The organism is Paenibacillus sp. G34, from assembly GCF_056856875.1.
Genome location: NZ_CM166469.1, coordinates 1,999,829 through 2,022,973 on the forward strand (window position 1 = coordinate 1,999,829; position 23,145 = coordinate 2,022,973).

The window sequence follows — 23,145 nt, forward strand, 5'->3', positions numbered from 1 at the left end:
TGCATGCTTTTATCTCCTTTTTAATTGTTTTTAAGGTACGATTAAGGTTCAAAGTACAAAATAAGGACAGTTAAAGAATATCTCTTGCAAATAAGAGATCGGGAGGTAGAGAGGCATGGACGAACGTAATTATAGATCAAATCGACAAGATGAGGAAAAGGAAATCAACCAAAACGAGAATCGCAATCCTGCCGGAAATGATGACTCCTCATATTACTACTCTTACGGACCTTTCCAGTCCGTGAATCAGGAAGATACAGTTAGTACTAACGGGGCAAGGCAAGAAGGAAATGTGGAGATTACAAGACCCGATCCAGTAAAACCTGTACCTTCTTACCATAGTCAAGACGCTTCTGGGCAAGCGGGCAGAATTTCTGGTGGTGGCGGTTCAAGCCAAGGCGGAGGTCAAGGAAATGGAAATAACAATGGCAACTGGAATTACAACAGCCGTAGACCAAGGTCTTCTGTAAGATCACTTTTGTTCTCCTTCATCGCCGGTATGTTGGTGATCACCGTGTTGATGTACACAGCCGACAGAACGAACATGTTCACACCCCAAGCTGCGCTGACGAATAACGGAACAGAGTCTGCTCAGGGAACTCCGAGCAATACGGGTGGCGGAAACAACGTAACAGCATCACTGCTGCCAACAGGTAAAGAGGATGTATCGTCTGTGGTGAAACAAGCCAGTCCGGCCGTCGTGAAAATTGAAACGCTGGCTAAACAGTCTACACGTGGTTCTGGACAGGGTGGAGCGAATACAAGTGATCCGCTGTACCAGTATTTCTTTGGCGGTGGACTTGGTAGACCTAACGGAAATCAGGAACAAGGTCAACAGCCTCAACCTCAAGCGAGCAATCAACTCGTACCTATGGGTATTGGCTCCGGATTTATTTTTGACAAAGAAGGTTATATTCTGACCAATCAGCACGTTGTTCAAGGTGCCGACGTGATTCAGGTAACACTTGAAAACAATAGCAAGCCATATGAAGCTAAATTACTGGGAAGCAGTTTTGATCTTGACCTTGCCGTGTTGAAAATTGAGAAAAATAGCGGAGATAAAGATTTCCCTGTAGCACCGCTAGGTAACTCAAATAGCACACAAGTCGGTGAATGGCTTGTAGCGATTGGTAACCCGGAAGGTTTTGAACATACAGTAACTGCAGGTGTCCTTAGTGCCAAAGAACGTACGATCAGCATTCCGGATCAAGAAACAGGTAAGACACGTGAATACAGCCACTTGCTGCAAACAGATGCTTCCATTAACCCGGGTAACTCTGGTGGTCCGTTGCTGAATCTAAATGGAGAAGTTATCGGTATGAACGTTGCCGTAAGTGCGGATGCGCAAGGTATCGGTTTTGCAATCCCGTCCAGTGTAATCTCTGAAGCGGTGAAATATTTGAAAGAGAACAAAGATGTTCCGAAAGAACCTGTACCGTTTATTGGCGCTTCTCTAATGAATCTTACTCCTGAAGTGGCTAAACAAATGGGAACAGATATTAAAGAAGGTTCGGTGGTAGCGAGTACGATTTACCAATCACCAGCTTATCTGGCTGATTTGAGAGCGTATGATATCATTACAGGTGTAAACGGCACACCATATGCAACTAGTCAGGAACTGATTGACTTTATCAAGACCCAGAAAGTTGGCAGTGAAATCACACTCAATGTAGTTCGTGATGGTAAGAAAATGGATGTGAAAGTTAAAATCGGCAACAAGAATGATTTCAATACGTCGCAAACTCAACAGCAATAATGGCACCCAAGAGATGAAGTAGATGAAGTTAAGGAAGTCAGGAAGTAAGAAAGTAAGAATGGAAGAACGGAAGAACGGAAGGGTTTGAGGCCCTTCCGTTTTTTTGCACGATGTTTCTGTTCTGTTTTTGCACAGCCTCTCTGTCATGGATTATGGAGAAGGTGCGAATGAGGCCTTGGCCTGTTACAATGGGGATACAACGATAGGGTAAAGGAGAAAGACCATGCGCTCAACGATTTTAATTGTAGATGATGATGAGAAAATTGTGTCTATGCTACGCCGAGGCCTGGCATTTGAAGGATATGAGGTACAGACAGCTTCCAACGGAGCAGAAGGCCTTAGCAAGCTGATGGATAAGGAGCCGGACATTGTAGTGCTCGATGTGATGATGCCGCAGATTGATGGTTTTGAGGTGTGCCGTAGATTGAGGGAAGCAGGGAGTAAAGTTCCCGTGCTGATGCTTACTGCGAAGGATGAGGTTCAGAGCCGAGTGACCGGACTGGATACCGGTGCTGACGATTATTTGGTGAAGCCGTTCGCACTGGAAGAATTGCTCGCACGTGTCCGTGCTTTGCTACGTCGCAAAGCAGATATCTCCAACGTGGTAGACAATCGCTTGGTATATGAAGATATCATTCTGGATAACGATTCACGCGAAGTGCTCCGAGATGGCAAACGTCTTGAGTTGACAGCAAAAGAGTTTGAATTGCTTAATCTATTTATGCAAAATCCGAGACGTGTGCTCTCTCGAGACCTCATTATGGATAAAATATGGGGATATGACTATAGCGGAGAGTCCAATGTGCTAGAGGTTTATATCGCGATGCTTAGACAGAAAACAGAAGAACATGGTGGCAAACGTCTCATCCAGACGATCCGGGGAGCCGGCTACATTTTGAGAGGTGACTCGTAACATGTCCATTCGGTTAAGACTAACCGCATGGTATTCGGGGATTCTTGCAGCCGTGCTGATTTTTTGGGGTGTGGTCATTTATGCCTTTGTATATTTTAACACGTACAACGAAGTAGAACAGCAGTTAAGGGAAAAAAGCTTGAGGATTACGGAGCAGATAGGCGTTAATCCGTTATCACAGACGCTTGACCTGGAACCTTTTGCAGAGAGTCAGCTTCAAGAAGCACAAATCTATATTCAGTTGGTCGATTATCAGAGTGGATCATTTAAGCGTTCTGACAATTTAGGTAAATCTGGAATTACATTTCCTATTGCCAAGATCCAAAATATACGTGAAGAAATAGGAATTAGTAAAATGGTTGTGGATGGTATTCCTTTTCTCGTAAACCAGCAGGCGTTGTCTCTTAAGGGAACGAATGATATCAGGGGACTACTACAAGTAGGGGCAAATGTCAGTTCACAGGAGCGTTTGCTGGAGGCGCTGAGGAATATCCTGGTGTTTGGATGGCTTGTGGCCATGGCGCTTGCCATTACTTCGGGTTTGATTCTGGCCCGCAAGTCCATGCGGCCGCTGGTTAATGTGATTGATGCCGCTAATCAGATACAGTCTGGAGACGATCTTAGTGTGCGTATCCAGTACACGGGTCCGAAGGACGAGATTGGCCGTCTGATCGAAACGGTAAATAACATGCTGGAGCGTACCGAGTTGTCCTTCCGCGGCCTAGAGGAGACCAATGCGGCACAGCGCCGATTCGTATCCGATGCTTCCCACGAGCTGCGAACACCGCTGACTACCATTCGAGGGAATGTGGATTTCCTGAAAAAACTGTGGGATCAGGAGGGTGGAGATCGCCCAAATCTGGATGAGGAAACGATCAGGCAGATGTCGCTGGAAGCAATTGAGGATATGGCTGATGAGGGCAAACGTATGAGTCGTCTGATCAGCGATATGTTATCACTTGCGAGAGCGGATACAGGTCAGAAAATCGAACTTAATCCTATTCCGTTACAGATTCTGGTGCAGGAAGTGGCACGCAGAGCCCAATTTCTGGATCGTCAGGCCGACTGGCTTCCGGGGGATCTGTCGATTCTGAACGGTATTTATGTAAACGGAAGCAAAGATTATCTGCAGCAAGTCTTGTTTATTTTTATCGAGAATGCTTTTAAATACACACCGGAAGGCACGGTTACGCTAGATGCTCTGTTATACAAAGGGCAGGTTGGACTGCGGATCAGCGATACCGGTATTGGCATGGAACGGGACGAGGTACCGTTTATCTTCGACCGATTCTACCGGGCAGACGAATCCCGCGGAGCAACGCCAGGCATCGGACTTGGATTATCCATCGCCAAATGGATCATCGAGGAGCATAATGGCTCTGTTGAAGTCGTGACGAGACGCGGAGAAGGAACCACTTTTATTATCTGGCTGCCTGTAGTCTTTGCCCCGCCTATCGAATAAAGGTATAATAAAAAGAGACTGCAATTACATCGGCTATACAGCCGAAAAGAAAGCGGGTGGCAACCAAGTGGAAGTACTGCGAATTTCACCGCGGGGATATTGTTACGGAGTTGTGGACGCCATGGTGCTTGCGCGTCAGGCGGCACGCAACCTGGATCTACCACGGCCTATTTATATATTAGGTATGATTGTGCATAACAAACATGTGACGGATTCCTTTGAAGATGAGGGTATCATTACACTGGACGGTCCTAATCGGATGGAGATTCTGAATCAGGTGGAGAGCGGCACGATCATTTTCACGGCACACGGTGTCTCACCGGAGGTGCGCAAGCTGGCTCGGGAGAAGGGACTTACCACCGTGGATGCAACCTGTCCGGATGTAACGAAGACTCATGATCTGATTCGGGAGAAGACGGCTGAAGGTTATGAGATTATCTACATCGGTAAGAAAAATCACCCGGAACCGGAGGGTGCGATTGGTGTTGCACCAGACCGTGTTCATCTGATTGAGAAGGAAGAAGAGATTGAAGGTCTGAACGTGCCTGCAGGCAAAATTTTGATTACCAATCAGACCACCATGAGTCAATGGGATATCAAGCATATTATGAGCCGGTTGCTGGAGAAGTTCCCCGGGGCCGAGATTCATAATGAGATCTGTCTCGCTACACAGGTGCGGCAAGAGGCTGTGGCAGAGCAGGCGGGACAGTCTGATCTCGTCATTGTTGTGGGTGATCCTCGTAGCAACAACTCGAACCGTCTGGCTCAAGTATCGGAGGAAATTGCGGGTGTGACGGCATACCGGATATCGGACGTATCTGAGATTCAACAGGAATGGTTGAAAGGTGTGCAGAAAGTAGCTGTAACGTCTGGCGCTTCGACACCAACACCAATTACCAAGGAAGTTATTCAATATCTGGAGCAGTATGAGCATGATCAGCCGGAAACGTGGGAAATCAAACGTACCGTGAACATGAGTAAATTGTTGCCTCCGGTCAGAGAGAAGACACGTACCACATAATTCAAAAAAATAAATAGTTCGAATAGAAGAATAGGAAACATCCTGTATTGCATATCCGCTTTTTGGATATGGCGTAGCGGGATGTTTTTTTGTCTATATTTTGCCTGAAAGGGAGAGAGCGGCATAAATATCACTTCTTGACGATAGGAAGAAACTGTGTTATATTTACTTTAGTGATTAAAAGCTTAAAAGCGAACAAGCGTTTAAGCGCGACAGAATTTTTTGGGTTTTAGAAATCAGAAATCAGAAATCAGACATCAGACGCACGAAGAAAACGAGTGCTCTTATACAAGGAAGGATGGGAAAGTTTATGATCGTAATTGCAGGAAAGGCTACCTCGGAGGACCAAATTCAGGATATCGTTAGTGTGATTGAAAAGGAAGGGCTGCAGGCACATGTATCCCGCGGAGAGGATCGCACGATCATTGGATTGATCGGTAAAGTGGAACCTAAGATGCAAGAGCACCTTCGCCAAATGAAGGGCGTGGAGAACGTGGTGAAAATCTCGAAATCTTACAAACTGGCAAGTCGTGACTTCCATCCGGAAGACACGGTCATTTCCATTAAAGGTGTAGATATTGGCGGAAAAGAGCTTGTCGTTATGGGCGGGCCTTGTGCCGTTGAATCCGCTGCACAGATTGATGAGATTGCTGGACTTGTAAAAGCAGCTGGGGGTCAAGTGCTTCGTGGAGGTGCCTTCAAGCCACGTACAGGTCCTTACAGCTTCCAAGGAACGGGAGTGGAAGGCTTGATCATGATGGCAGAAGCAGGTCAGAAGCATGACCTGCTCACGATTACAGAAGTCATGACGCCGGAATACGTAGATATCTGTGCGGAGTATGCGGATATTCTGCAGGTGGGTACACGGAACATGCAGAACTTTGATTTGCTGCGCAAGCTGGGTGAGTGTGGTAAGCCGGTATTGCTTAAACGCGGATTCAGTGCGACATATGATGAATTGCTTAATGCAGCAGAATACATTCTTGCTGGTGGTAATCCGAATGTGATGCTGTGTGAGCGCGGTATCCGTACGTTTGAACAATACACTCGTAATACACTGGATCTGTCGGCAATCCCTGTCTTGCAGTCTTTGAGCCATCTACCAGTCATCTCTGATCCGAGCCATGGCACGGGACGCCGTGAGCTGGTAGAACCGATGACCAAAGCTTCGGTAGCCGCAGGAGCTAACGGCCTGATCATTGAGATGCATACAGATCCCGACAACTCTATGACTGGAGACGGTGTGCAGTCTTTGTTCCCTGACCAGTTTGCTAACCTGCTACAAGATCTGGAGAAATTAGCTCCGATTGTGGGCAAAACATTTAACACGGCTAAACAGCCTGCTGCATTTTTCCCGGCACGAGTAGGCGTATAAATTACGTAGATAGTGGGATTTAAAAGTCAAAACCGGACCTCTGCTCCAAATTTGTTCTTTGTGAACAATTTGGGTAGATGTCCGGTTTTTCGTCTATTTTGAACATATGAACATATTTATTATCAAAGGTGATAAGAAACATTTATGATGTCACGTTTTTTCCATCATTTAGGTTATTTTCGAGGTCGCTTCACCGCATTAAATCAGTCAAATGTGAATAATAACCGTTGTTATATGCATTTTCGAATATTATAAAATGTAAGTATACCTAACATGCTCACAAAAAATACCTTACATAAGTATTGACGATGTTATGTTTCAGAATTTATAATGACGACAGAAAAAAATTCGAATATATAGACATTTTCTTCGTGGGGTTGTTTAATGTTCGGAATATTTGGGAGGACGAATACATGTCGGTTGAAAACGTATTGAAATCAATTCAAGAGAACAACATCGAGTGGGTAGATTTTCGTTTTGTAGATTTGGCTGGTCGTGCGCATCATATCTCTTTGCCAGCTTCGGCTGTTGATGCAGACACGTTCGTAAATGGAGTAGCGTTTGATGGTTCTTCTATCCAAGGTTTCCGTGGTATTGAAGAGTCCGATATGGTTATGATGCCAGATCCTGAAGCGACTTATGTCGATCCGTTCACTGCACACCCTACATTGAATGTTATGTGTGACATTTTCACACCGGATGGCGAGCGTTATGAGCGTGACCCACGCAGCATCGCAGTTAAAGCAGAAGCTTTCCTGAAAGAAAGCGGCGTAGGTACTGCAGCGTTCTTCGCACCAGAGTCCGAATTCTTCATCTTCGACGATGTTCGATATGAGAGCGGTACGAACAGTTCTTCTTACTTCGTTGATTCCGAAGAAGCATCATGGAACACAAACCGCAAAGAAGAAGGCGGCAACCTGGGCTTCAAAGTTCGCACGAAAGGTGGATATGTTCCTGTAGCTCCAGTGGATACTCAACAAGATATCCGTAGCGAAATGTGTCGTTTGTTGGAAGAAGCAGGTTTGTCCATCGAGCGTCATCACCATGAAGTAGCGACTGCGGGTCAAGCTGAAATCAACTTCCGTTTTGATACCTTGAAGAAAACAGCAGATAACCTGCTTGTATACAAATACATCGTGCACAACACGGCGCGTCAATATGGCAAAGTAGCAACATTCATGCCAAAACCACTGTTCGGTGACAATGGTAGCGGAATGCACGTTCACCAATCGATCTTTGATGGCGATTCCCCATTGTTCTATGACAAAGGTGGCTATGCTAACCTGAGCGAAATGGCTCTCCATTACATCGGAGGTATCCTTTACCACGCTCCAGCACTGATCGCTTTGACTAACCCAAGCACAAACTCGTTTAAACGTCTCGTGCCTGGTTACGAAGCACCGGTTAACTTGGTATACTCCAAAGGTAACCGTTCTGCAGCTGTACGTATCCCGGTAGCAGCGGTAACACCTAAAGGCTGTCGTATCGAGTTCCGTACACCGGACTCCACAGCTAACCCATACTTGGCATTCTCTGCAATGCTGATGGCGGGTCTGGACGGAATCAAACGCAAAATTAACCCAACGGAGCTCGGATATGGTCCACTCGATAAAAACATCTACGACCTTTCTGATGCAGATAAAGAAAACATCCGCAGTGTACCTGCTTCCCTCGAAGAAGCACTGGATGCACTTGCGGCTGATAACGAGTTCTTGACTGAAGGTGACGTGTTCACCAAAGAATTCATCGATAACTACATCAACCTCAAACGCGATGAAGCTAAAGCAGTTGCGATCCGCATTCATCCGCATGAGTACAGCCTCTACTTCGACTGCTAATCAGTTGGAGTCGGAACCGAAGGGTTCCAGATTAAAGCCTCCGGGATTCTTTCTCGGAGGCTTTTCCTTGAAACAAACAGTGCAGTGCTTTAACTTTTTAGGGTGATAAAGGAATTTGATGGCTTTTAACGAGTTTTCAGTGCATATTCCCCTTGAAGCGGTCAGGGAATACTGATATCATAGCGATAATATTTACTTCATATGTCAGGGCGTGTCTGAAAACTCCGAAGGGAGCAGATTTTGCCGGATTTTCGTTCCAAGCCAGGAAGTTCTCCGCAGGCGTGCCGGGGCACGTCAAGGGGAAGTGACGCAGCAGGGGGCGAAAAGACGATAAAAGATGCACTTCAGCGAGTTTTAAGACACGGCCTAGTTAAGGATAGAAAGGGCGGGGGATTTTGTGACAAAGAGAGCGTATAACTTTAATGCCGGACCAGCAGCGTTACCACTAGAAGTATTGGAGCGTGCTCAGGCGGAATTTGTAGATTTTCGTAATACAGGCATGTCGATTATGGAGATGTCTCACCGTGGGGCCGTGTACGAGTCTGTACATAATGAAGCGCAGGAGCGCTTGTTGTCACTGCTAGGTAATCCAAAAGGCTATAAAGTTCTTTTCTTGCAAGGCGGTGCAAGCACACAGTTTGCGATGCTACCGATGAACCTGCTTGGGGCAGGTCAGACAGCTAGTTACATCATGACAGGCAGCTGGGCCAAAAAGGCTCTGTCTGAAGCGAAGTTAATTGGTGAGACTCATATCTCCGCTTCTTCGGAATCTGATAAATTCATGAAATTACCGGATGTTTCGAATCTGAGTTTGCCTGAACGTACGGCTTATGTGCACGTAACTTCAAATGAAACAATTGAAGGTACGCAATTCAAGGCTTTTCCTGATACCGGATCGGTACCGCTGATTGCTGATATGTCCAGTGATATTTTCTGCAAACCGTTTGATCTGAATCAGTTTGGTATGATTTATGCAGGTGCACAGAAAAACCTCGGCCCTTCGGGAATTACCGTTGTTATTGCGCGCGAGGAGTTGGTGAGCGAGTCTCCGAAAACCATTCCGACCATGTTCCGTTACAGCACGCATGTAGATAACAATTCCCTGTATAATACACCGCCATCCTTCTCGGTATATATGGTGAACGAAGTGTTAAAATGGATCGAGGAACAAGGCGGTCTGGCTGGTGTGGAACAAAAAAATATCAAGAAAGCGGAGCTGCTCTACAATACAATTGATTCCTCAGGGGATTTCTATCGTGGCTGTGTTGCAGCAGAAGACCGCTCGTTGATGAATGTGACGTTCAGGCTCGCATCTGAGGAACTGGAGAAGAAATTCATTAAAGCTTCGGAGCAAGAAGGTTTTGTAGGTCTGAAGGGGCATCGCAGTGTGGGAGGACTTCGTGCTTCGATCTATAACGCGGCTCCATACGAGAGTGTGAAGGCACTTACCGACTTTATGAACCATTTCCAGCAGACAAACGGATAACTCTATCAAAAAAAGAAGATCAAATATAGTAGCAGCGAGGCTTGGATGAGCTGTGCTTCTGCTATGGCAAAGCCTTCCACATTGACGTGTGGAGGGCTTTTCTTTAAAATTAGAGGATTGTTGTATACATGTACATGAAATAAAAAGGAGATCAAACACATATGGCATTACACATCGTTCTTGTTGAACCGGAGATCCCGGCTAACACGGGGAACATCTCGCGGACTTGTGCGGCGACTGGAACTCATCTTCATCTTGTGCGTCCTCTGGGATTTCGGACAGATGATGCGACCTTGAAGCGTGCTGGACTCGACTACTGGCATGCGGTTCATATCGAATATCATGATTCATTTGACGAGGTTCAGGAGAAATATCCGGACGGACGTTTCTTCTACGCAACAACGAAAGCTAAAAACCGGTATTCGGATTTCGAATTTCAGGATGGAGACTTTCTCGTGTTTGGTAAAGAGACAAAGGGACTTCCACCTGAATTGATTGCTGCCAACCCGGAAACTAGCATGAAAATGCCGATGAGCGGAGATGTTCGTTCATTAAATCTTTCCAATTCAGCAGCGATTATTGTATATGAAGCACTGCGTCAGCTAAATTTTCCAGGACTGGATTAGGGAATCGCGTCTTAAAAAGACGGTTAGAATTCGCTAAAAAAACATTTTTCAAAAAAAAGGACAAAAAATGTTTATTTCCAGCAGGATTCGACAAAATTTTGGCGAATCTATAGATATAGTACTAATGTACCTAGAAATTCAGAGTGAGATAGGAGAGGTGTGCCGTAGCTATGAAGCCAGCTGGAGTAGTTCGCAAAGTTGACCAATTGGGTAGGATCGTATTGCCTAAATCTTTGCGCAAAAGGTATCAAATGAATGAGGGAGATCCTGTAGAAATTTTAGTTCAAGGGGATCATATTATCTTGGAAAGATATCGCCCGAAATGTATTTTCTGCGGATCAATGGAAGATGTCAATGACTTTAAAGAGCGTTACATATGCGCACAATGCTTAGAAGAAATGACTCAGCTTTCATAAAAAGCAACAAAAAAACGCCATGGAGTATATAAACTCCTTGGCGTTTTTTTTGCTTCTTTATTTATCGTTAAGCAAGTATAGGCAAGATCTCATCCCAGACAGCGTTCAGAATACCTTGCATATTCTCTTCTTCACTGTTGATACTGATGACAGTCTCTTTGTAAGGGAGGACAATGCAGAATTGACCATAAGCTCCATCAGCTCGATAAGCATCATGCGAGCACATCCAGAACTGATACCCATAGCCTTGTCCCCAATCCCCATCTCCGGTAGTCTCAATCTGTTTACGAGTAGCTGCTCTGATCCACTCAGCTGGAACCAGCTGTTGGTTATCCCAGCGACCTTCTTGAAGCAAGAACTGACCAAATCGGCTTAATTCCTCGTTACTCAGCCACAAACCTGCACATCCCAGGGTAACGCCAAGCGGAGAAGTCTCCCATTCAATATCAAGCATGCCGAGTGGTTCAAAAAGACGTGGAATGAGGTAATCTTTTACTGTCTGACCAATAGCCTCTTGCAGCATGGCCGAGATCATAAACGTATCCCCACTGCTGTATGTGAAATGCTCTCCTGGCCTTCGATCCAGTGATAGAGACATATAGTGTTTTACCCAGTCCTTTTCCTCTAAAGAGGCGCGTTCGTCAGCCCAGAGAGGCGGGGCATCGTGACCTGATGACATGCGAAGTAGATCTCGCAGTGTAAGCTCTCGCGGAGAAGGGAATTGTGTGGGAGAAAGCTGTATTTGATCATAAGGGAAGTAATCGCCTAATGTGTCATCTAACTGAATAATTCCTTCCTGAACGGCCAGTCCTACCGCCATGCAAGTAAAGGATTTACTTACAGAATGTTGCACACGCCGGCGATCACCGTCTGGATGCCACTCATCCAGAAGTTGTCCGTTCTGTAGTACACGTACAGAGTGTACTAGAAGTTTCTCTGCTGTGATTTTGTCTATGAATCCTTTAAGCTGTTCGGACATGATAACCCTCCAGTTTCAGGCTTTTTTCTGAATGAATTCAGTTTGGTGAAACGTTTCCGTGATCTGATTACAAAATTAGAACTCATGTTAGTATATTCTTAGTTCATTGTCAATTCAGGTGTAATAATGACTAGCTAAACCTTATTTTACTCGCAAAAAAAGTGTCTTTCGAATCAAAAATGAATCAACCGGGTCACTTTTTTGATAAAAAAACGCGAAAAATGTAAAAAGGTTATTGACAGGATTTGCTCATCGGGCTTATGATTTATTCGAAACGATTCGAAGAAATCGCTTCCAAGTAAAACATTGATATTTAAACTTCAAGTAAATCAATGTTGAGTGTTTTTGAAACGATTCGAGAGAATCGTTTCGATAACAAAAGGTAGTTCAGGGGAGCAAGTTGAGCTTATAAGTAACGGCACACAGAGAAAGAAAAAGCAAACCGCAGTTAACAGCAGCAAAGATGAAAGGGGTTACGATCATGGCGCACATTACTATCGAAACCGGATCGCCCACATTATGCATGAACACCAGCATACACGTGGTGTCCAGTGACTCCGGAGAGACTTCAGGCGGTACACTATATCTGCTTCACGGGGCGGGAGACAATGCGAGTACATGGCAACGTTTGACCACCATTGAGATGTATGCAGCCCAGCATGGCTGTACCGTCATCATGCCGGAAGCTAATCGCAGTTATTACAACGATATGGAATACGGCCTGAATTACTTCCACTACATCACCAAGGAATTACCCGAAATATGTGAGAGGTTGTTGAAGCTGAATTCCGATCCAGCCAAAACATATGTTGCCGGTTTGTCCATGGGCGGATACGGAGCATTGAAATGTGGGCTGACCTATCCTGAGCAGTACAGCAAAGTGGTGTCTTTATCCGGTGTAACGAATATTCAGGCACGTCTTCGTGATCCTCATATGCCAGAAGGCATGATCAAGGAAATGAAAGCGGTTTTTGGGGAACAGTTACAGGTTAAGGCTGAACAGGATATTTACGCATTGTCAGCCAGACTTCTGGAGCAGGGTAAGTCCTTGCCGAAGATTCTGAGTTGCTGCGGAGATCATGATCCTTTCGTGGAAATGAACCGGGAGTATGCCGAGTACATGCAGGGAACTGCATTTGATTTTCGGTATGTCGAGACACCCGGCACACATGAATGGAGATTTTGGGAGCAACATCTGAAAACGATGTTTGATTTTCTTTATAACGACAACACCATAGTAGAGTGAGGAGATGCAAATTGAAACCTGCAGCCGAAGGACCTAACAAAAAGCTGAAGGCAAACATGAGAGGCAAGTCGCTCTGGACTGAAGTCTGGAAGCATCGGATGACGTACACCCTGCTTGTTCCGGGACTAGTCTGGTTGATCCTGTTTGCCTACATGCCAATGGGCGGCTTGTCACTGGCATTCAAAGATTACAAGGCGAACCTTGGAATCTGGGGAAGTCCGTGGAGCGGATTTGAAAATTTCAAATACGTTTTCCGTGATCCAACCTTTATTGATGCCGTATGGCGGACGCTTTACATTAACATTCTGAAACTGATTATTCAGTTCCCGTTCCCGATTATTCTGGCACTGTTGCTGAATGAACTGCGTATGCGCAGAGGGAAAAAGTGGTTCCAGACTGTCCTGACATTCCCGCACTTTCTATCCTGGATCATCGTATCCGGCGTAGTCATCAACGTGCTTGCGTATGACGGACTAGTGAACAGTGCACTTGGATTACTTGGTTTGCCGACGATTAATTTCTTGGGTTCGGAATCCAACTTTGTTCCTATGTTGCTGCTAACTGACATCTGGAAATCCAGCGGTTGGGGCGCAATTATCTTCCTGGCAGCGATCTCCGGTATCGATCAGGATCAATATGAATCTGCACAGATCGATGGTGCATCCCGGATGCAGCAGATGTTCCGCATTACGCTGCCAAACATTATGCCAACGATCACGGTGATGTTTATTTTGTCGGTAGGCGGATTGATGTCCTCCGGTTTCGACCAGATCTTTAACTTGGCGAATGCGGCAACGAAAAATGTTTCTGAAGTACTCGATGTGTATATCTATCGGATTACGTTCCAGTCTTCAACCGACTTTTCATTCTCGACAGCGGTCAGCTTGTTCCGTTCCCTGGTGAATATGGTGCTGCTACTTCTGGCCGACAGATTTGCCAAATGGCTTGGTGGAGACGGTTTATTCCGATAAGAGAGGAGGAGAAGTGAGATGAGCAAAGCTGGAAGAAAGCCCAAGATTGGCACCGAACGAATGACCTTTCTTGATTACATGATATTCGCCGTTTTACTGGTGCTTGCGCTGATGATTCTGATTCCGTTCTGGAATGTTATTATGATCTCGTTTGCAACACAAAAAGAGTATGCTGAAAATCCGTTCCTGATGTTCCCGAAAGAGTTCACGCTTGATTCATATAAAGCGCTGTTCGCTGACGGAAGAATCCTGTCGGGTTACAAAAATACATTGATCTTGCTAGTTATTGGTTTGCCGCTCAGCTTGTTCCTTACAACAAGTATGGCTTACGGACTGAGCCGCGGCAATTTCCCATTTAAAAAGTTTATCTTTTTCCTGGTATTGTTCACCATGATCTTTAACGGAGGTATCGTTCCTCTATATCTGATTATGAAATCACTACAACTGACAGGCACGTTATGGTCTGTCATTCTGGCAGGAAGCTTCAGTGCCTTTAACATGATTCTGATGATGAACTACTTCTACACATTGCCTGAATCACTTATGGAATCTGCACGACTCGATGGGGCAGGAGAGTGGAGGATTTTATTCTCCGTCGTTCTTCCGCTGGCAACGCCGATTATGGCAACCATTACACTCTTCTACGGGGTAGCCTACTGGAACAGTTGGTATGACGCGATGATCTTCCTGCGAAAAGCAGATCAGTTACCGCTGCAAAACGTGCTAAGGAACATTATTGTAACTGCCACAACGAATGCCTCCAATGCATCTAGTGTGGATGCAGTGAAACTGAGCAGCTTCTCCATGGGCATGAAGATGGCTGCAGTATTTGTGACGATGGTACCAATTATGTGTTTCTTCCCACTGCTGCAAAAGCACTTTGCCAAAGGGGTATTAACAGGGGCTATCAAGACCTGATATACACATAGGATTTCAATGCACAAGAAATTCGACTAAAAACATGGGGGTAAAAGCATGAAAACGGGTAAAAAGTTGTCAGTCAAATCGTTATTTGCGATCACACTCTGTCTCTTGATGTTGGTAGTGTCGGCTTGTTCCAACAGCAGCAAAGGCTCGGATGGTGGCAACGAAAAGGATGCGGAAGGAAATTACAAAGATAACCTGACCATTTCTGTAGCGAATCTGACCGAAGTGAAAACCGGAAATATGGACAATGAGTTCCATAAGTTCTGGGAAGACAAATTCAACATCAAGTGGGATTACAACTATATTGACTGGGATTCATGGGGTGAGAAACTTCGTCTGTGGATTAACTCTGGTGACCTACCGGATGTAGCGGTATGGAATTATGTACACGGCGATGCCATCAACAACATCGATCAAGGCTTGTTCTACAAGTTCCCGGATGATTGGAAAGAAAGATGGCCTAACGTTGCTGCGGCTTACAAGCTGACAGGACTTGGCGACAAATTGGAAGAACTGACAGGCGGTACGTATGTGCTTCCTAGACCAATTTATTTTGAAAACAAACCCGCTGACACACTGACGAACCAAATCGGTGTTATCGCTCTTCGTAAAGACTGGGCAAAAGCCGTTGGTTTTGAACTGAAAGATGCGTACACAACGTCTGAATTGAATCAATTTGCTGAATTGGTGAAAGAAAAAGACCCAGGCAAGGTCGGTAATAAATTGGTGCCATTGTCTTACAATGCTGCCGATGCAATGACAAACATGATCATGCCGAACAGTGTTCATGCGATGACAGACGTTCCTTTCTACAAAGGTGAAGATGGTCAGTTCCATTGGGGCCCTGCAGATCCAGAAACACTGACAGGTTTGAAATTGATGCAAAAAGCGTACAAGGATGGGCTGCTTAACCCAGAGTTCTATACTTGGAAAAACAATGAAGGACAAAACAACTTCAAAGTAACAGGTACTGCGGCTGTAACCAGTCTTGGTGGACTCGCTTCTTATAGACAAGGTCTGGATTCTGATATGAGAAAGAACCTCGGCGTTAACAGTGACGATCTCGTTCACACAGCAATCGTTCTTGGTGATGACGGTAAATACCGCAATATGGAGCAAGCGAACTTCTGGTCTGCTCTGATTTTCAATCCGAACATTAGTGACGAGAAATTCGAACGCATCATGGACTTGATCGATTACTCTGCAACCAAAGAAGGACAATTGCTGATCAACATGGGCTTCGAAGGCAAGGACTGGAAATACGATGACAACAAAGAATTGGTAAACTTGCTGCCAGAGGGAACGGTACTCGAAGACAAGTACCCTGCACGTTTTGAAGGACTTTATCTTCTTGGCGATGACTTCAGTGTCGTAAACCCTGCAATCAAAAAAGATTATCGTGATAGAGCAGTAGAATTGTTCCAAGAGAAAGCAAAGCTTGGTACTGAAAGTAAATCACTAGCACCATACGATTGGGATGTTAACTTGTACGATTCTAAAGCGAAAAGTCAGGCATCTTTTGATTATCAAAACGAATATGCGAACTTGATCCTTAAAGGCGGAGACTTGGAAGCCAACTGGAAAGAGTGGGTTAACAGCAAAATGTCTCTGGTTCAGCCTTATCTGGATGAATTGAACGAAAAGTTCAAGTAAGCGTAATGAAATGAAGAACAACACGGGGATGGCAGGAGCGTTCTGCCTCTCCGTCCGATTGAACCCGGTGCGCGGTCTCTCCCCGAACGCAGCCGGGTTCTTTCTTTCAATTAAATGTAGTGGAGGATGGTTACGTGAATAATCAGCAGTTGATAGATTTGGTCAATCAGATGACGCTGGAAGAAAAAGTGGCGCAGCTTTTGCAGCTGACTGCCAATTTCTACGAAGGAACAGATACGCAGGGGCAGATTACAGGTCCGATGGAAGAGATGGGTATTACAGAACAGTCCGTGAGAGCGAGCGGCTCCATCCTTGGTTTATCCGGTGCACAAGCGATTATGGATGTACAAGAGGCCTATTTGAAAAAAAGCCGTCTTGGCATCCCGCTGTTATTCATGGCAGATGTGGTGCATGGCTTTAAAACGATTTTCCCGATCCCGCTAGCCATTGGCTGTTCATGGGATCTGGAGCTCGCGGAGAAAAGTGCCGAGATTGCGGCACGTGAATCCGCAGTATCGGGATTACATGTGACCTTTGCCCCGATGGTGGATCTGGTTCGTGATCCACGCTGGGGTCGCGTAATGGAAACAACAGGTGAAGATCCGTATTTAAACAGTTTATTTGCTGCCGCTTTTGTGCGTGGTTACCAAGGGGATAACTTGACAGATGAGCTGGATCGTCTTGCAGCCTGTGTAAAACACTTCGCCGCATATGGTGCTGCGGAGGGTGGGCGTGATTACAATACGGTAGATATGTCAGAACGTCAGCTCCGTGAATACTATCTGCCAGCATATAAGGCGGCACTGGATGCAGGCGTAGAAATGGTCATGACTTCATTCAATACCGTTGATGGTATTCCAGCCAGCGGAAATGAGAAGTTAATGCGTGGTATCTTGCGCGAAGAATGGGGCTTTGATGGCGTGCTGATCTCGGACTGGGCTTCCATTCGTGAGATGATTGCCCATGGTGCGGCCGAGGATGACCGGGAGGCGGCATATCGTGCGATTCGTGCGGGTGTGGATATGGAGATGATGACGCCATGTTACGTCAACCATTTGCCTGAACTGGTTCAAAAGGGTGAAGTGGAAGAACACCTTGTTGATGAAGCGGTTTTGCGCATTTTACAGCTCAAAGACAAGCTTGGTCTGTTCGAAAATCCATTCCGAGCTGCTGATCCGGAGCGTGAGCGCGAGATTGTGTTCTCCAAGGAACATCGTGAGGTATCACGGGAACTTGCTGCGAAGTCTGCGGTGCTGCTCAAAAATGACGGACAAGCCCTTCCGTTGCAATCGGATGCGAGAGTTGCATTGATTGGACCTTTCGCTCAAAGCGAAGACATCCTTGGCTGGTGGTCTTGTGAAGGTGTCAAAGCGGATGCGGTGAAGCTGGGTACAGCGTTACAGGAGCGCCTCCCACAAGGTAAGGTTCTTGTGGCTCAAGGCAGTGGTATGCATACTATAACGGATGAGCAGATTGCCGCAGCGCTGGAAACAGCAAGTCAGTCTGATATTATCGTGCTTGCACTGGGTGAAGATTCCGAGATGAGTGGAGAAGGCGGATCGCGGACAGATATTCGTTTGCCAGCAGCGCAGTTACAATTGGTACAGGCGCTCAAAGGGGCAGGCAAACCAATCGCCAGTGTCATTTTTAATGGACGTCCACTTGATCTGAATGGGATTATTAGCGAATCAGACGCTGTACTCGAAGCTTGGTTCCCAGGGAGTGAAGGAGGAGCAGCGATTGCGGATATTCTCACAGGAGCAGTGAATCCGTCCGCTCGACTTACGATGTCCTTTCCGCAGTCGGTTGGACAAGTTCCGGTATATTACAACCATTTCAATACAGGTCGTCCAATCAACCCGGATAATACCGAGAATCGTTATGTTTCCCAATATATCGACAGTCCGAATGAACCGTTGTTCCCGTTTGGGTATGGCCTTTCCTATACGACATTTGCTTATGGAGAAGTTGAAGTGTCGGGACAAGAGCTGACTGCCAATGAATCTCTGACGGTTCAGGTACGTGTAACCAATACAGGGGATCATGCTGGTGTGGAGACTGTGCAGTTGTACGTTCGGGATGTAAGCGGCGAGGTGGTTCGTCCTATGCGTGAGTTGAAAGATTATGTGAAGCTGTCCCTTGCACCGGGAGAAACGGGCACGGCTACTTTTACATTAAATGAAGAGCAATTACGTTATCACCATGCTGATCTCAGCTATCGCAGTGATCGTGGAGAGTTTCATGTGATGGTTGGACCAAACAGCCGGGATACACAGAGCCACGCCTTCAGACTTATCTGATCCAGTTCATGTTGTAACGAACGTAAGTTGATCTATTTTTAAATACCAGGTCTTTCTTGATGAAAGGCCTGGTCAACATAACAGAGGAGCGAAGAATATGGTCAGTATCAAGGATATCGCCAAAAAGGCGGGAGTTTCCATCTCGACCGTATCATACGCGCTGAATGGAAGCAACAAAGTGACCGATGAGACCCGTTCTAAAATTCTGGCCATCTCTAAAGAACTGAACTATGTTCCCAATGCGGCTGCCAGAACACTGAAAAAGAGAGAATCGCGGATTCTGGGTGTGTTTCTGACTGACTTCAGCGGAGATGTATACGGAGACTTGTTAACGGGGATGAAAGCGATATGTAATGCCCAAGGATATGATCTTATTGTATGCAGCGGTAAACAGTCCCATCGGATGTTACCAGAGCGAATGATTGACGGGGCGATTATTCTCGATCATACGTTCTCAAGTGAGGAACTTATGCTGTACGCCGATCGAGGACATAAAATTGTAGTGCTTGACCGTGAGTTAAAACATCCTAATATTAATCAGGTCCTGCTTGACAACAAGGCTGGGGCCACACTGGCCATGGAATATTTGATTGAACAAGGGCACAAAAAGATCTACGTTGTTACAGGTCCGGAAGGTTCTTTTGATTCCGTGCAGCGATTGAAAGCCGTAAGACAAGTTGTAGAGCGTCAGACGGATGTCAAATGGATTGAACTCGCAGGAGATTTTGAGAGAAGTGGAGGGGAGCGAGCGGCGAATTACATTATACAGACGTATAACGAACCAGCGGGTGTCTTTTGTCTCAATGATGAGATGGCTATCGGTTTATGTGATCGTCTTGCAGAAAGTGAACTTCAGGTAGGCAGACAGATCGATGTGATTGGCTTTGATCATATTGAGCTCAGCAACTACGTTCAGCCCAAGCTGGCAAGCATCGATTATTCCAAGCGAAAGTGGGGCGCACTTGCAGCTGAACAATTAATAAAAATTATCGCTGGTGAACCTGTCGATCACGAACGAATATATGTCACCTTGGTAGAAGGAGAGTCTGTGACAGGCCCAAATCAGGCTGATGTTATGCTGTCCATGCCAAACGAACGTGCAGTCAGTTTCTAAACGAGGCTTGGTATCATCTGTTGGTTGGCGTCAAAAATCAATTGTTTATAGCAAGAGACAAGCTTTGGAAGGAGATAAACGTCCTTTTAGGTCTTGTCTTTTGCTGTATGTGAAAATATAAAAAAAGCCTCTCCCTTGGAGAGGCTTGGCCTTACAGGCCTTTTGTTTTGTCTTGGTTGTAGGATGAAGTGAGAATGCCTGTGATAAATAGCGTTAATACAACTGCAATAATCCAGAATGTCAGAGAAAACGACATACACTTCGCACCTCCTGCAAAAGCTCATTTACTTCTATTATAACCATATTAGTTAGAAAAGGAATGCCCTGTCCCATCATTTGTAAAATAAAAAATGAGTAGGCACAGGTCTGAGATTGCCATCCGAAGGTTTGTTGATCACGCGGTTATTCAGAATTAGTGAGGAGGAACCGCCGCCATCCAGATTATAGGCATCCATCACGCCCAGCTTAAGCATTCTTCCTTGCATCTCTTCTAGGGTAGCTCCCGAGCTTCCGTTCTCGTTATAACCATCGACAACCATAATGAGTAATTGATCATCCTTGTAGTTGCCAATAACGGTTCGTGGAGCCCGTTTCGGTGATACCTTCCATTTATCTGGAATAATCGTTTTCTGTCCATTTTTCATAAGAATCGGTACAAATGTCGCTCCGAATTGCGGACGTAGACGATCCAGGGAGTTTTTATCAAAAAATTTTCCTCCCACCAGCTTGCCGGCATCGTTAAGTCCGACGAAGAAGAGGTCTTTGAAACTGGCTTGAAAACCGTTAATATACTTACCGTTCATGACGGTCGTGCTGAGTGGATAACGCTTGCCGCCACTGTCGGCAAATCCGCCAGCATTAATCCCGGCAATGGCTCCGCTTCGTTTGACCGCCTGCATCGTCGTCTCTGAACGTCCAAGTTCACTATTTAAGGCCATCTGCATCGCACTATGATCCTTCAGCTTAATCTTCATGGCATATCCCGTGTAAGTACCCGGATTAACCCGATACAACTCGATGGTGATCCGATCACTGTCTACACGATCCAAAGGAACCCCCAGTTTAGAGGTAATCCGCTTGTTATAGATGGTTTCTGGACGAGAGGCTTGAGCGGTAGCCTTTTGTACAATAGTTGACATGGTGCTAGTAGTTTTATTGTAGAGCTGGGTCGTTCTTTTAATAGAAGAAGAAGTTTGAACAGCAGCCTCTTTTGCTCCCGTAAGCTCTTTGCTAATTGCTTGGGTCTGAGAGGTTACACGTTCCTCAGGTAAGTTCGACGGAACGACAGTTCCGACTTCTAACTCTGGACGAAACAGCAGCAAACATATGATCAATCCTATAAAGGGAGCGAGTGCAAGCATAAAAAAACGATTAACCTGTTTCGTGGGTGTAATCATTTGAGCAAGTCCATCTTTTTCTGGAGAGCTTCCAGTTGTTTCTTCACTTCGCTCAGCTGCGTATACAATTTGTTACTGTTGTCCGTTTTGTTGCTTGCATTATCCTTGGTGAAATTCAGCAGTTCATTGAAGGACTGAACTTGCCCCTGCAATGCTGCAACTTCCGATGATATTGTTGTTAGCTGCTTTTCGTAATCGGCTTTTAATGCCTCGATCTGATGATCAGTATGGACCTGAAGCTGGTTGATCATCTGTTGCTGGAGGTGGTTACTATAATAGTAGGTTCCAGTGACTCCTAGTGCAATGAGAACGATCCACATGACCAGAAACCATTTAACCGATGATCTGATCTTGCCTTTGGCGCTCCGGGTGTGATGGATGTCAGAAGACGGGTCCGATAGTTTCATATCATCACTCCTGGTTCAATATATTATAGATTGAAAAATTCAATCCTCATTCTACCATGCTGAAATTAATTACGCAAAAATGAAATTCTTTAAATAATAGATGAAAAAGAGATTGCATCGGAAGGAAGTCCTAGGATACAATTTCTTATAGATGCAATAAGTAGGAACTTTGGGCGAGTTTTTCGACTTTTTTAGATAGAGATGCAGGAAATTTATACTAGGTTTTGATCATTTCAGGCATGGAAAGAGATCCGTCTTGCCGGCTCAGCAGTGAAATACAGTCAGAAAACAGAGCTTTTGAGAGCTTTAGTCCTGTATTTCCTTTTTATTCGACATAATCCGACCTTTGCTTCATCTATACTCGGACTGTCGCATAAACTGCGTAAAGGATATAGATGGAAACAGAAGTCAATTGTCCAATACATAACAGGGGGAACCACAATGAAAAAAGTATGGCAGGTGGTCATCGTAGATATCCACCCCACCAGCATGCTGGGTACAAAATTAATCTTGGAAGAGCAGCAGGATCTGACGGTACGAGGCATGACTTCCACGGGAACAGAAGGCCTTGAATTGGTGAGGATGCATAAGCCTGATCTGATTCTTATGGATTATCGTCTTCCAGAAGGACAGGCGGATCAATACATTGCCCAAATAAAAGGGCTATCGAATGACACGCATATTATTATTCTGACAGACGAAGACAACGTAAAGTTATTTCGTTATTTGATGAGCCTTGGGGCAAGCGGTATGTTATCCAAACAGGCCTCGCCTAGCCAACTGATTCATCTGATCTCTGGACTAAGAGAAGGGTACGTTTCTATTCCCATGTCGTGGTTAAACAGTGAGGACTGGGGACAGCCTGCCGATTCACAGGCAGAAGAAGGTTTAATTGAACTGACAGAAACAGAAACTTTTATTATGGAAAGAATTGTTCAAGGGGTAACCTATGATAAAATAGCGAGTGAGATCAATGTGAGCAGGCGCTCGATTGACAATTATTTGCGTAAAATCTATGTGAAACTGGAAGTAAGTAGCCGGGCGCAGGCCATCGAACGTTATGCCTTGCATGCAAGGCAGTCCAAGACGGTTTCCTGATTATTGCCTTCATTGATGCTAGCAGGTCAAATTCAGATTAGTCCTGGCAGGTCAATATCGGATTAGTTCGGAAAGGTAACCTTTCAGTTATATTTGATGTCCAGTCCGAATAGGTTGTAGGGCGGCTGCGAGAACAGTTTCGGAATAGGGATGAAGGGGG

19 protein-coding genes are annotated in these 23,145 nt (G+C 45.5%); 16 read left to right on the forward strand and 3 right to left on the reverse strand.

Going from position 1 to position 23,145, the window contains the following annotated elements; all coding sequences use genetic code 11:
- Window positions 1-115 precede the first annotated feature (115 nt).
- From AC1VYS_RS09200 to AC1VYS_RS09240, 9 genes are all read left to right on the forward strand, one after another.
- Window positions 116-1,756, forward strand: coding sequence for a S1C family serine protease (locus AC1VYS_RS09200; RefSeq protein ID WP_482913987.1), 1,641 nt, complete (start codon window positions 116-118; stop codon window positions 1,754-1,756).
- 223 nt (window positions 1,757-1,979) lie between these two features.
- Window positions 1,980-2,669, forward strand: coding sequence for a response regulator transcription factor (locus AC1VYS_RS09205; protein ID WP_090919888.1), 690 nt, complete (start codon window positions 1,980-1,982; stop codon window positions 2,667-2,669).
- 1 nt (window position 2,670) lies between these two features.
- The gene (locus AC1VYS_RS09210; protein ID WP_482913988.1) at window positions 2,671-4,131 is read left to right on the forward strand and encodes a sensor histidine kinase; all 1,461 of its coding nucleotides are present in this window, start codon (window positions 2,671-2,673) and stop codon (window positions 4,129-4,131) included.
- A gap of 67 nt (window positions 4,132-4,198) precedes the next feature.
- On the forward strand, window positions 4,199-5,152 hold the full coding sequence (locus AC1VYS_RS09215) for a 4-hydroxy-3-methylbut-2-enyl diphosphate reductase (RefSeq protein ID WP_482913989.1): 954 nt from the start codon (window positions 4,199-4,201) through the stop codon (window positions 5,150-5,152).
- Between the two features lie 310 nt (window positions 5,153-5,462).
- Complete coding sequence (gene aroF / locus AC1VYS_RS09220; protein WP_441925785.1) at window positions 5,463-6,527, forward strand: 3-deoxy-7-phosphoheptulonate synthase; 1,065 nt, start codon at window positions 5,463-5,465, stop codon at window positions 6,525-6,527.
- Window positions 6,528-6,940: 413 nt separating this feature from the next.
- The gene (gene glnA / locus AC1VYS_RS09225) at window positions 6,941-8,365 is read left to right on the forward strand and encodes a type I glutamate--ammonia ligase (RefSeq protein ID WP_482913990.1); all 1,425 of its coding nucleotides are present in this window, start codon (window positions 6,941-6,943) and stop codon (window positions 8,363-8,365) included.
- Between the two features lie 397 nt (window positions 8,366-8,762).
- Window positions 8,763-9,851 (forward strand): 3-phosphoserine/phosphohydroxythreonine transaminase, encoded by a 1,089-nt coding sequence (gene serC / locus AC1VYS_RS09230; protein ID WP_482913991.1) that lies wholly within the window; start codon window positions 8,763-8,765, stop codon window positions 9,849-9,851.
- A 161-nt stretch (window positions 9,852-10,012) separates the two neighbouring features.
- Window positions 10,013-10,477: a tRNA (uridine(34)/cytosine(34)/5-carboxymethylaminomethyluridine(34)-2'-O)-methyltransferase TrmL gene (gene trmL, locus AC1VYS_RS09235; RefSeq protein ID WP_482913992.1), complete on the forward strand. Its 465-nt coding sequence runs from the start codon at window positions 10,013-10,015 to the stop codon at window positions 10,475-10,477.
- Window positions 10,478-10,647: 170 nt separating this feature from the next.
- Window positions 10,648-10,893 (forward strand): AbrB/MazE/SpoVT family DNA-binding domain-containing protein, encoded by a 246-nt coding sequence (locus tag AC1VYS_RS09240; protein WP_090919903.1) that lies wholly within the window; start codon window positions 10,648-10,650, stop codon window positions 10,891-10,893.
- Window positions 10,894-10,960: 67 nt separating this feature from the next.
- On the opposite strand, the gene AC1VYS_RS09245 is transcribed toward AC1VYS_RS09240, so the two are convergent.
- Window positions 10,961-11,872: a serine hydrolase domain-containing protein gene (locus tag AC1VYS_RS09245; RefSeq protein WP_482913993.1), complete on the reverse strand. Its 912-nt coding sequence runs from the start codon at window positions 11,870-11,872 to the stop codon at window positions 10,961-10,963.
- Window positions 11,873-12,353: 481 nt separating this feature from the next.
- Between AC1VYS_RS09245 and AC1VYS_RS09250 the strand changes: the two genes are divergently transcribed.
- The 6 genes from AC1VYS_RS09250 to AC1VYS_RS09275 all read left to right on the forward strand — a co-directional run bounded on the left by AC1VYS_RS09250 (window position 12,354) and on the right by AC1VYS_RS09275 (window position 20,083).
- The gene (locus AC1VYS_RS09250) at window positions 12,354-13,118 is read left to right on the forward strand and encodes an alpha/beta hydrolase (RefSeq protein ID WP_482913994.1); all 765 of its coding nucleotides are present in this window, start codon (window positions 12,354-12,356) and stop codon (window positions 13,116-13,118) included.
- A gap of 11 nt (window positions 13,119-13,129) precedes the next feature.
- The gene (locus tag AC1VYS_RS09255) at window positions 13,130-14,089 is read left to right on the forward strand and encodes an ABC transporter permease (RefSeq protein WP_251502659.1); all 960 of its coding nucleotides are present in this window, start codon (window positions 13,130-13,132) and stop codon (window positions 14,087-14,089) included.
- A gap of 18 nt (window positions 14,090-14,107) precedes the next feature.
- Window positions 14,108-15,007 (forward strand): carbohydrate ABC transporter permease, encoded by a 900-nt coding sequence (locus tag AC1VYS_RS09260; protein ID WP_441925771.1) that lies wholly within the window; start codon window positions 14,108-14,110, stop codon window positions 15,005-15,007.
- Between the two features lie 57 nt (window positions 15,008-15,064).
- Window positions 15,065-16,669 (forward strand): type 2 periplasmic-binding domain-containing protein, encoded by a 1,605-nt coding sequence (locus AC1VYS_RS09265; RefSeq protein WP_482913995.1) that lies wholly within the window; start codon window positions 15,065-15,067, stop codon window positions 16,667-16,669.
- 170 nt (window positions 16,670-16,839) lie between these two features.
- Window positions 16,840-18,969 carry a beta-glucosidase BglX gene (gene bglX / locus AC1VYS_RS09270; RefSeq protein WP_482914951.1) on the forward strand — a complete coding sequence of 710 codons (2,130 nt, stop codon included), beginning with the start codon at window positions 16,840-16,842 and terminating at the stop codon, window positions 18,967-18,969.
- A 97-nt stretch (window positions 18,970-19,066) separates the two neighbouring features.
- A complete protein-coding gene (locus AC1VYS_RS09275) occupies window positions 19,067-20,083 on the forward strand; it encodes a LacI family DNA-binding transcriptional regulator (RefSeq protein WP_482913996.1) in 1,017 nt (338 codons plus the stop codon).
- A 332-nt stretch (window positions 20,084-20,415) separates the two neighbouring features.
- Here the strand turns inward: AC1VYS_RS09275 and AC1VYS_RS09280 are convergent, their stop codons facing one another.
- Together AC1VYS_RS09280 and AC1VYS_RS09285 are read right to left on the reverse strand one after the other, a co-directional pair.
- Complete coding sequence (locus AC1VYS_RS09280; protein ID WP_482913997.1) at window positions 20,416-21,480, reverse strand: phosphodiester glycosidase family protein; 1,065 nt, start codon at window positions 21,478-21,480, stop codon at window positions 20,416-20,418.
- Window positions 21,477-21,887: a hypothetical protein gene (locus AC1VYS_RS09285; RefSeq protein WP_482913998.1), complete on the reverse strand. Its 411-nt coding sequence runs from the start codon at window positions 21,885-21,887 to the stop codon at window positions 21,477-21,479. Before AC1VYS_RS09285 ends, AC1VYS_RS09280 begins: the two co-directional genes overlap by 4 nt.
- 441 nt (window positions 21,888-22,328) lie before the next feature.
- Between AC1VYS_RS09285 and AC1VYS_RS09290 the strand changes: the two genes are divergently transcribed.
- Window positions 22,329-22,985, forward strand: coding sequence for a response regulator transcription factor (locus tag AC1VYS_RS09290; RefSeq protein WP_482913999.1), 657 nt, complete (start codon window positions 22,329-22,331; stop codon window positions 22,983-22,985).
- Window positions 22,986-23,145: the final 160 nt, after the last annotated feature.

Bases quoted from the DNA above. Each gene is read 5' to 3' on its own strand.
- AC1VYS_RS09290 (WP_482913999.1), top strand. From the start codon at position 22,329: ATGAAAAAAGTATGGCAGGTGGTCATCGTAGATATCCACCCCACCAGC.
- AC1VYS_RS09265 (WP_482913995.1), top strand. From the start codon at position 15,065: ATGAAAACGGGTAAAAAGTTGTCAGTCAAATCGTTATTTGCGATCACA.
- AC1VYS_RS09205 (WP_090919888.1), top strand. From the start codon at position 1,980: ATGCGCTCAACGATTTTAATTGTAGATGATGATGAGAAAATTGTGTCT.
- AC1VYS_RS09280 (WP_482913997.1), bottom strand. From the start codon at position 21,480: ATGATTACACCCACGAAACAGGTTAATCGTTTTTTTATGCTTGCACTC.
- AC1VYS_RS09210 (WP_482913988.1), top strand. From the start codon at position 2,671: ATGTCCATTCGGTTAAGACTAACCGCATGGTATTCGGGGATTCTTGCA.
- AC1VYS_RS09245 (WP_482913993.1), bottom strand. From the start codon at position 11,872: ATGTCCGAACAGCTTAAAGGATTCATAGACAAAATCACAGCAGAGAAA.
- bglX (WP_482914951.1), top strand. From the start codon at position 16,840: ATGACGCTGGAAGAAAAAGTGGCGCAGCTTTTGCAGCTGACTGCCAAT.
- glnA (WP_482913990.1), top strand. From the start codon at position 6,941: ATGTCGGTTGAAAACGTATTGAAATCAATTCAAGAGAACAACATCGAG.
- AC1VYS_RS09275 (WP_482913996.1), top strand. From the start codon at position 19,067: ATGGTCAGTATCAAGGATATCGCCAAAAAGGCGGGAGTTTCCATCTCG.
- AC1VYS_RS09240 (WP_090919903.1), top strand. From the start codon at position 10,648: ATGAAGCCAGCTGGAGTAGTTCGCAAAGTTGACCAATTGGGTAGGATC.
- trmL (WP_482913992.1), top strand. From the start codon at position 10,013: ATGGCATTACACATCGTTCTTGTTGAACCGGAGATCCCGGCTAACACG.
- aroF (WP_441925785.1), top strand. From the start codon at position 5,463: ATGATCGTAATTGCAGGAAAGGCTACCTCGGAGGACCAAATTCAGGAT.
- AC1VYS_RS09250 (WP_482913994.1), top strand. From the start codon at position 12,354: ATGGCGCACATTACTATCGAAACCGGATCGCCCACATTATGCATGAAC.
- AC1VYS_RS09200 (WP_482913987.1), top strand. From the start codon at position 116: ATGGACGAACGTAATTATAGATCAAATCGACAAGATGAGGAAAAGGAA.
- AC1VYS_RS09260 (WP_441925771.1), top strand. From the start codon at position 14,108: ATGAGCAAAGCTGGAAGAAAGCCCAAGATTGGCACCGAACGAATGACC.
- AC1VYS_RS09285 (WP_482913998.1), bottom strand. From the start codon at position 21,887: ATGAAACTATCGGACCCGTCTTCTGACATCCATCACACCCGGAGCGCC.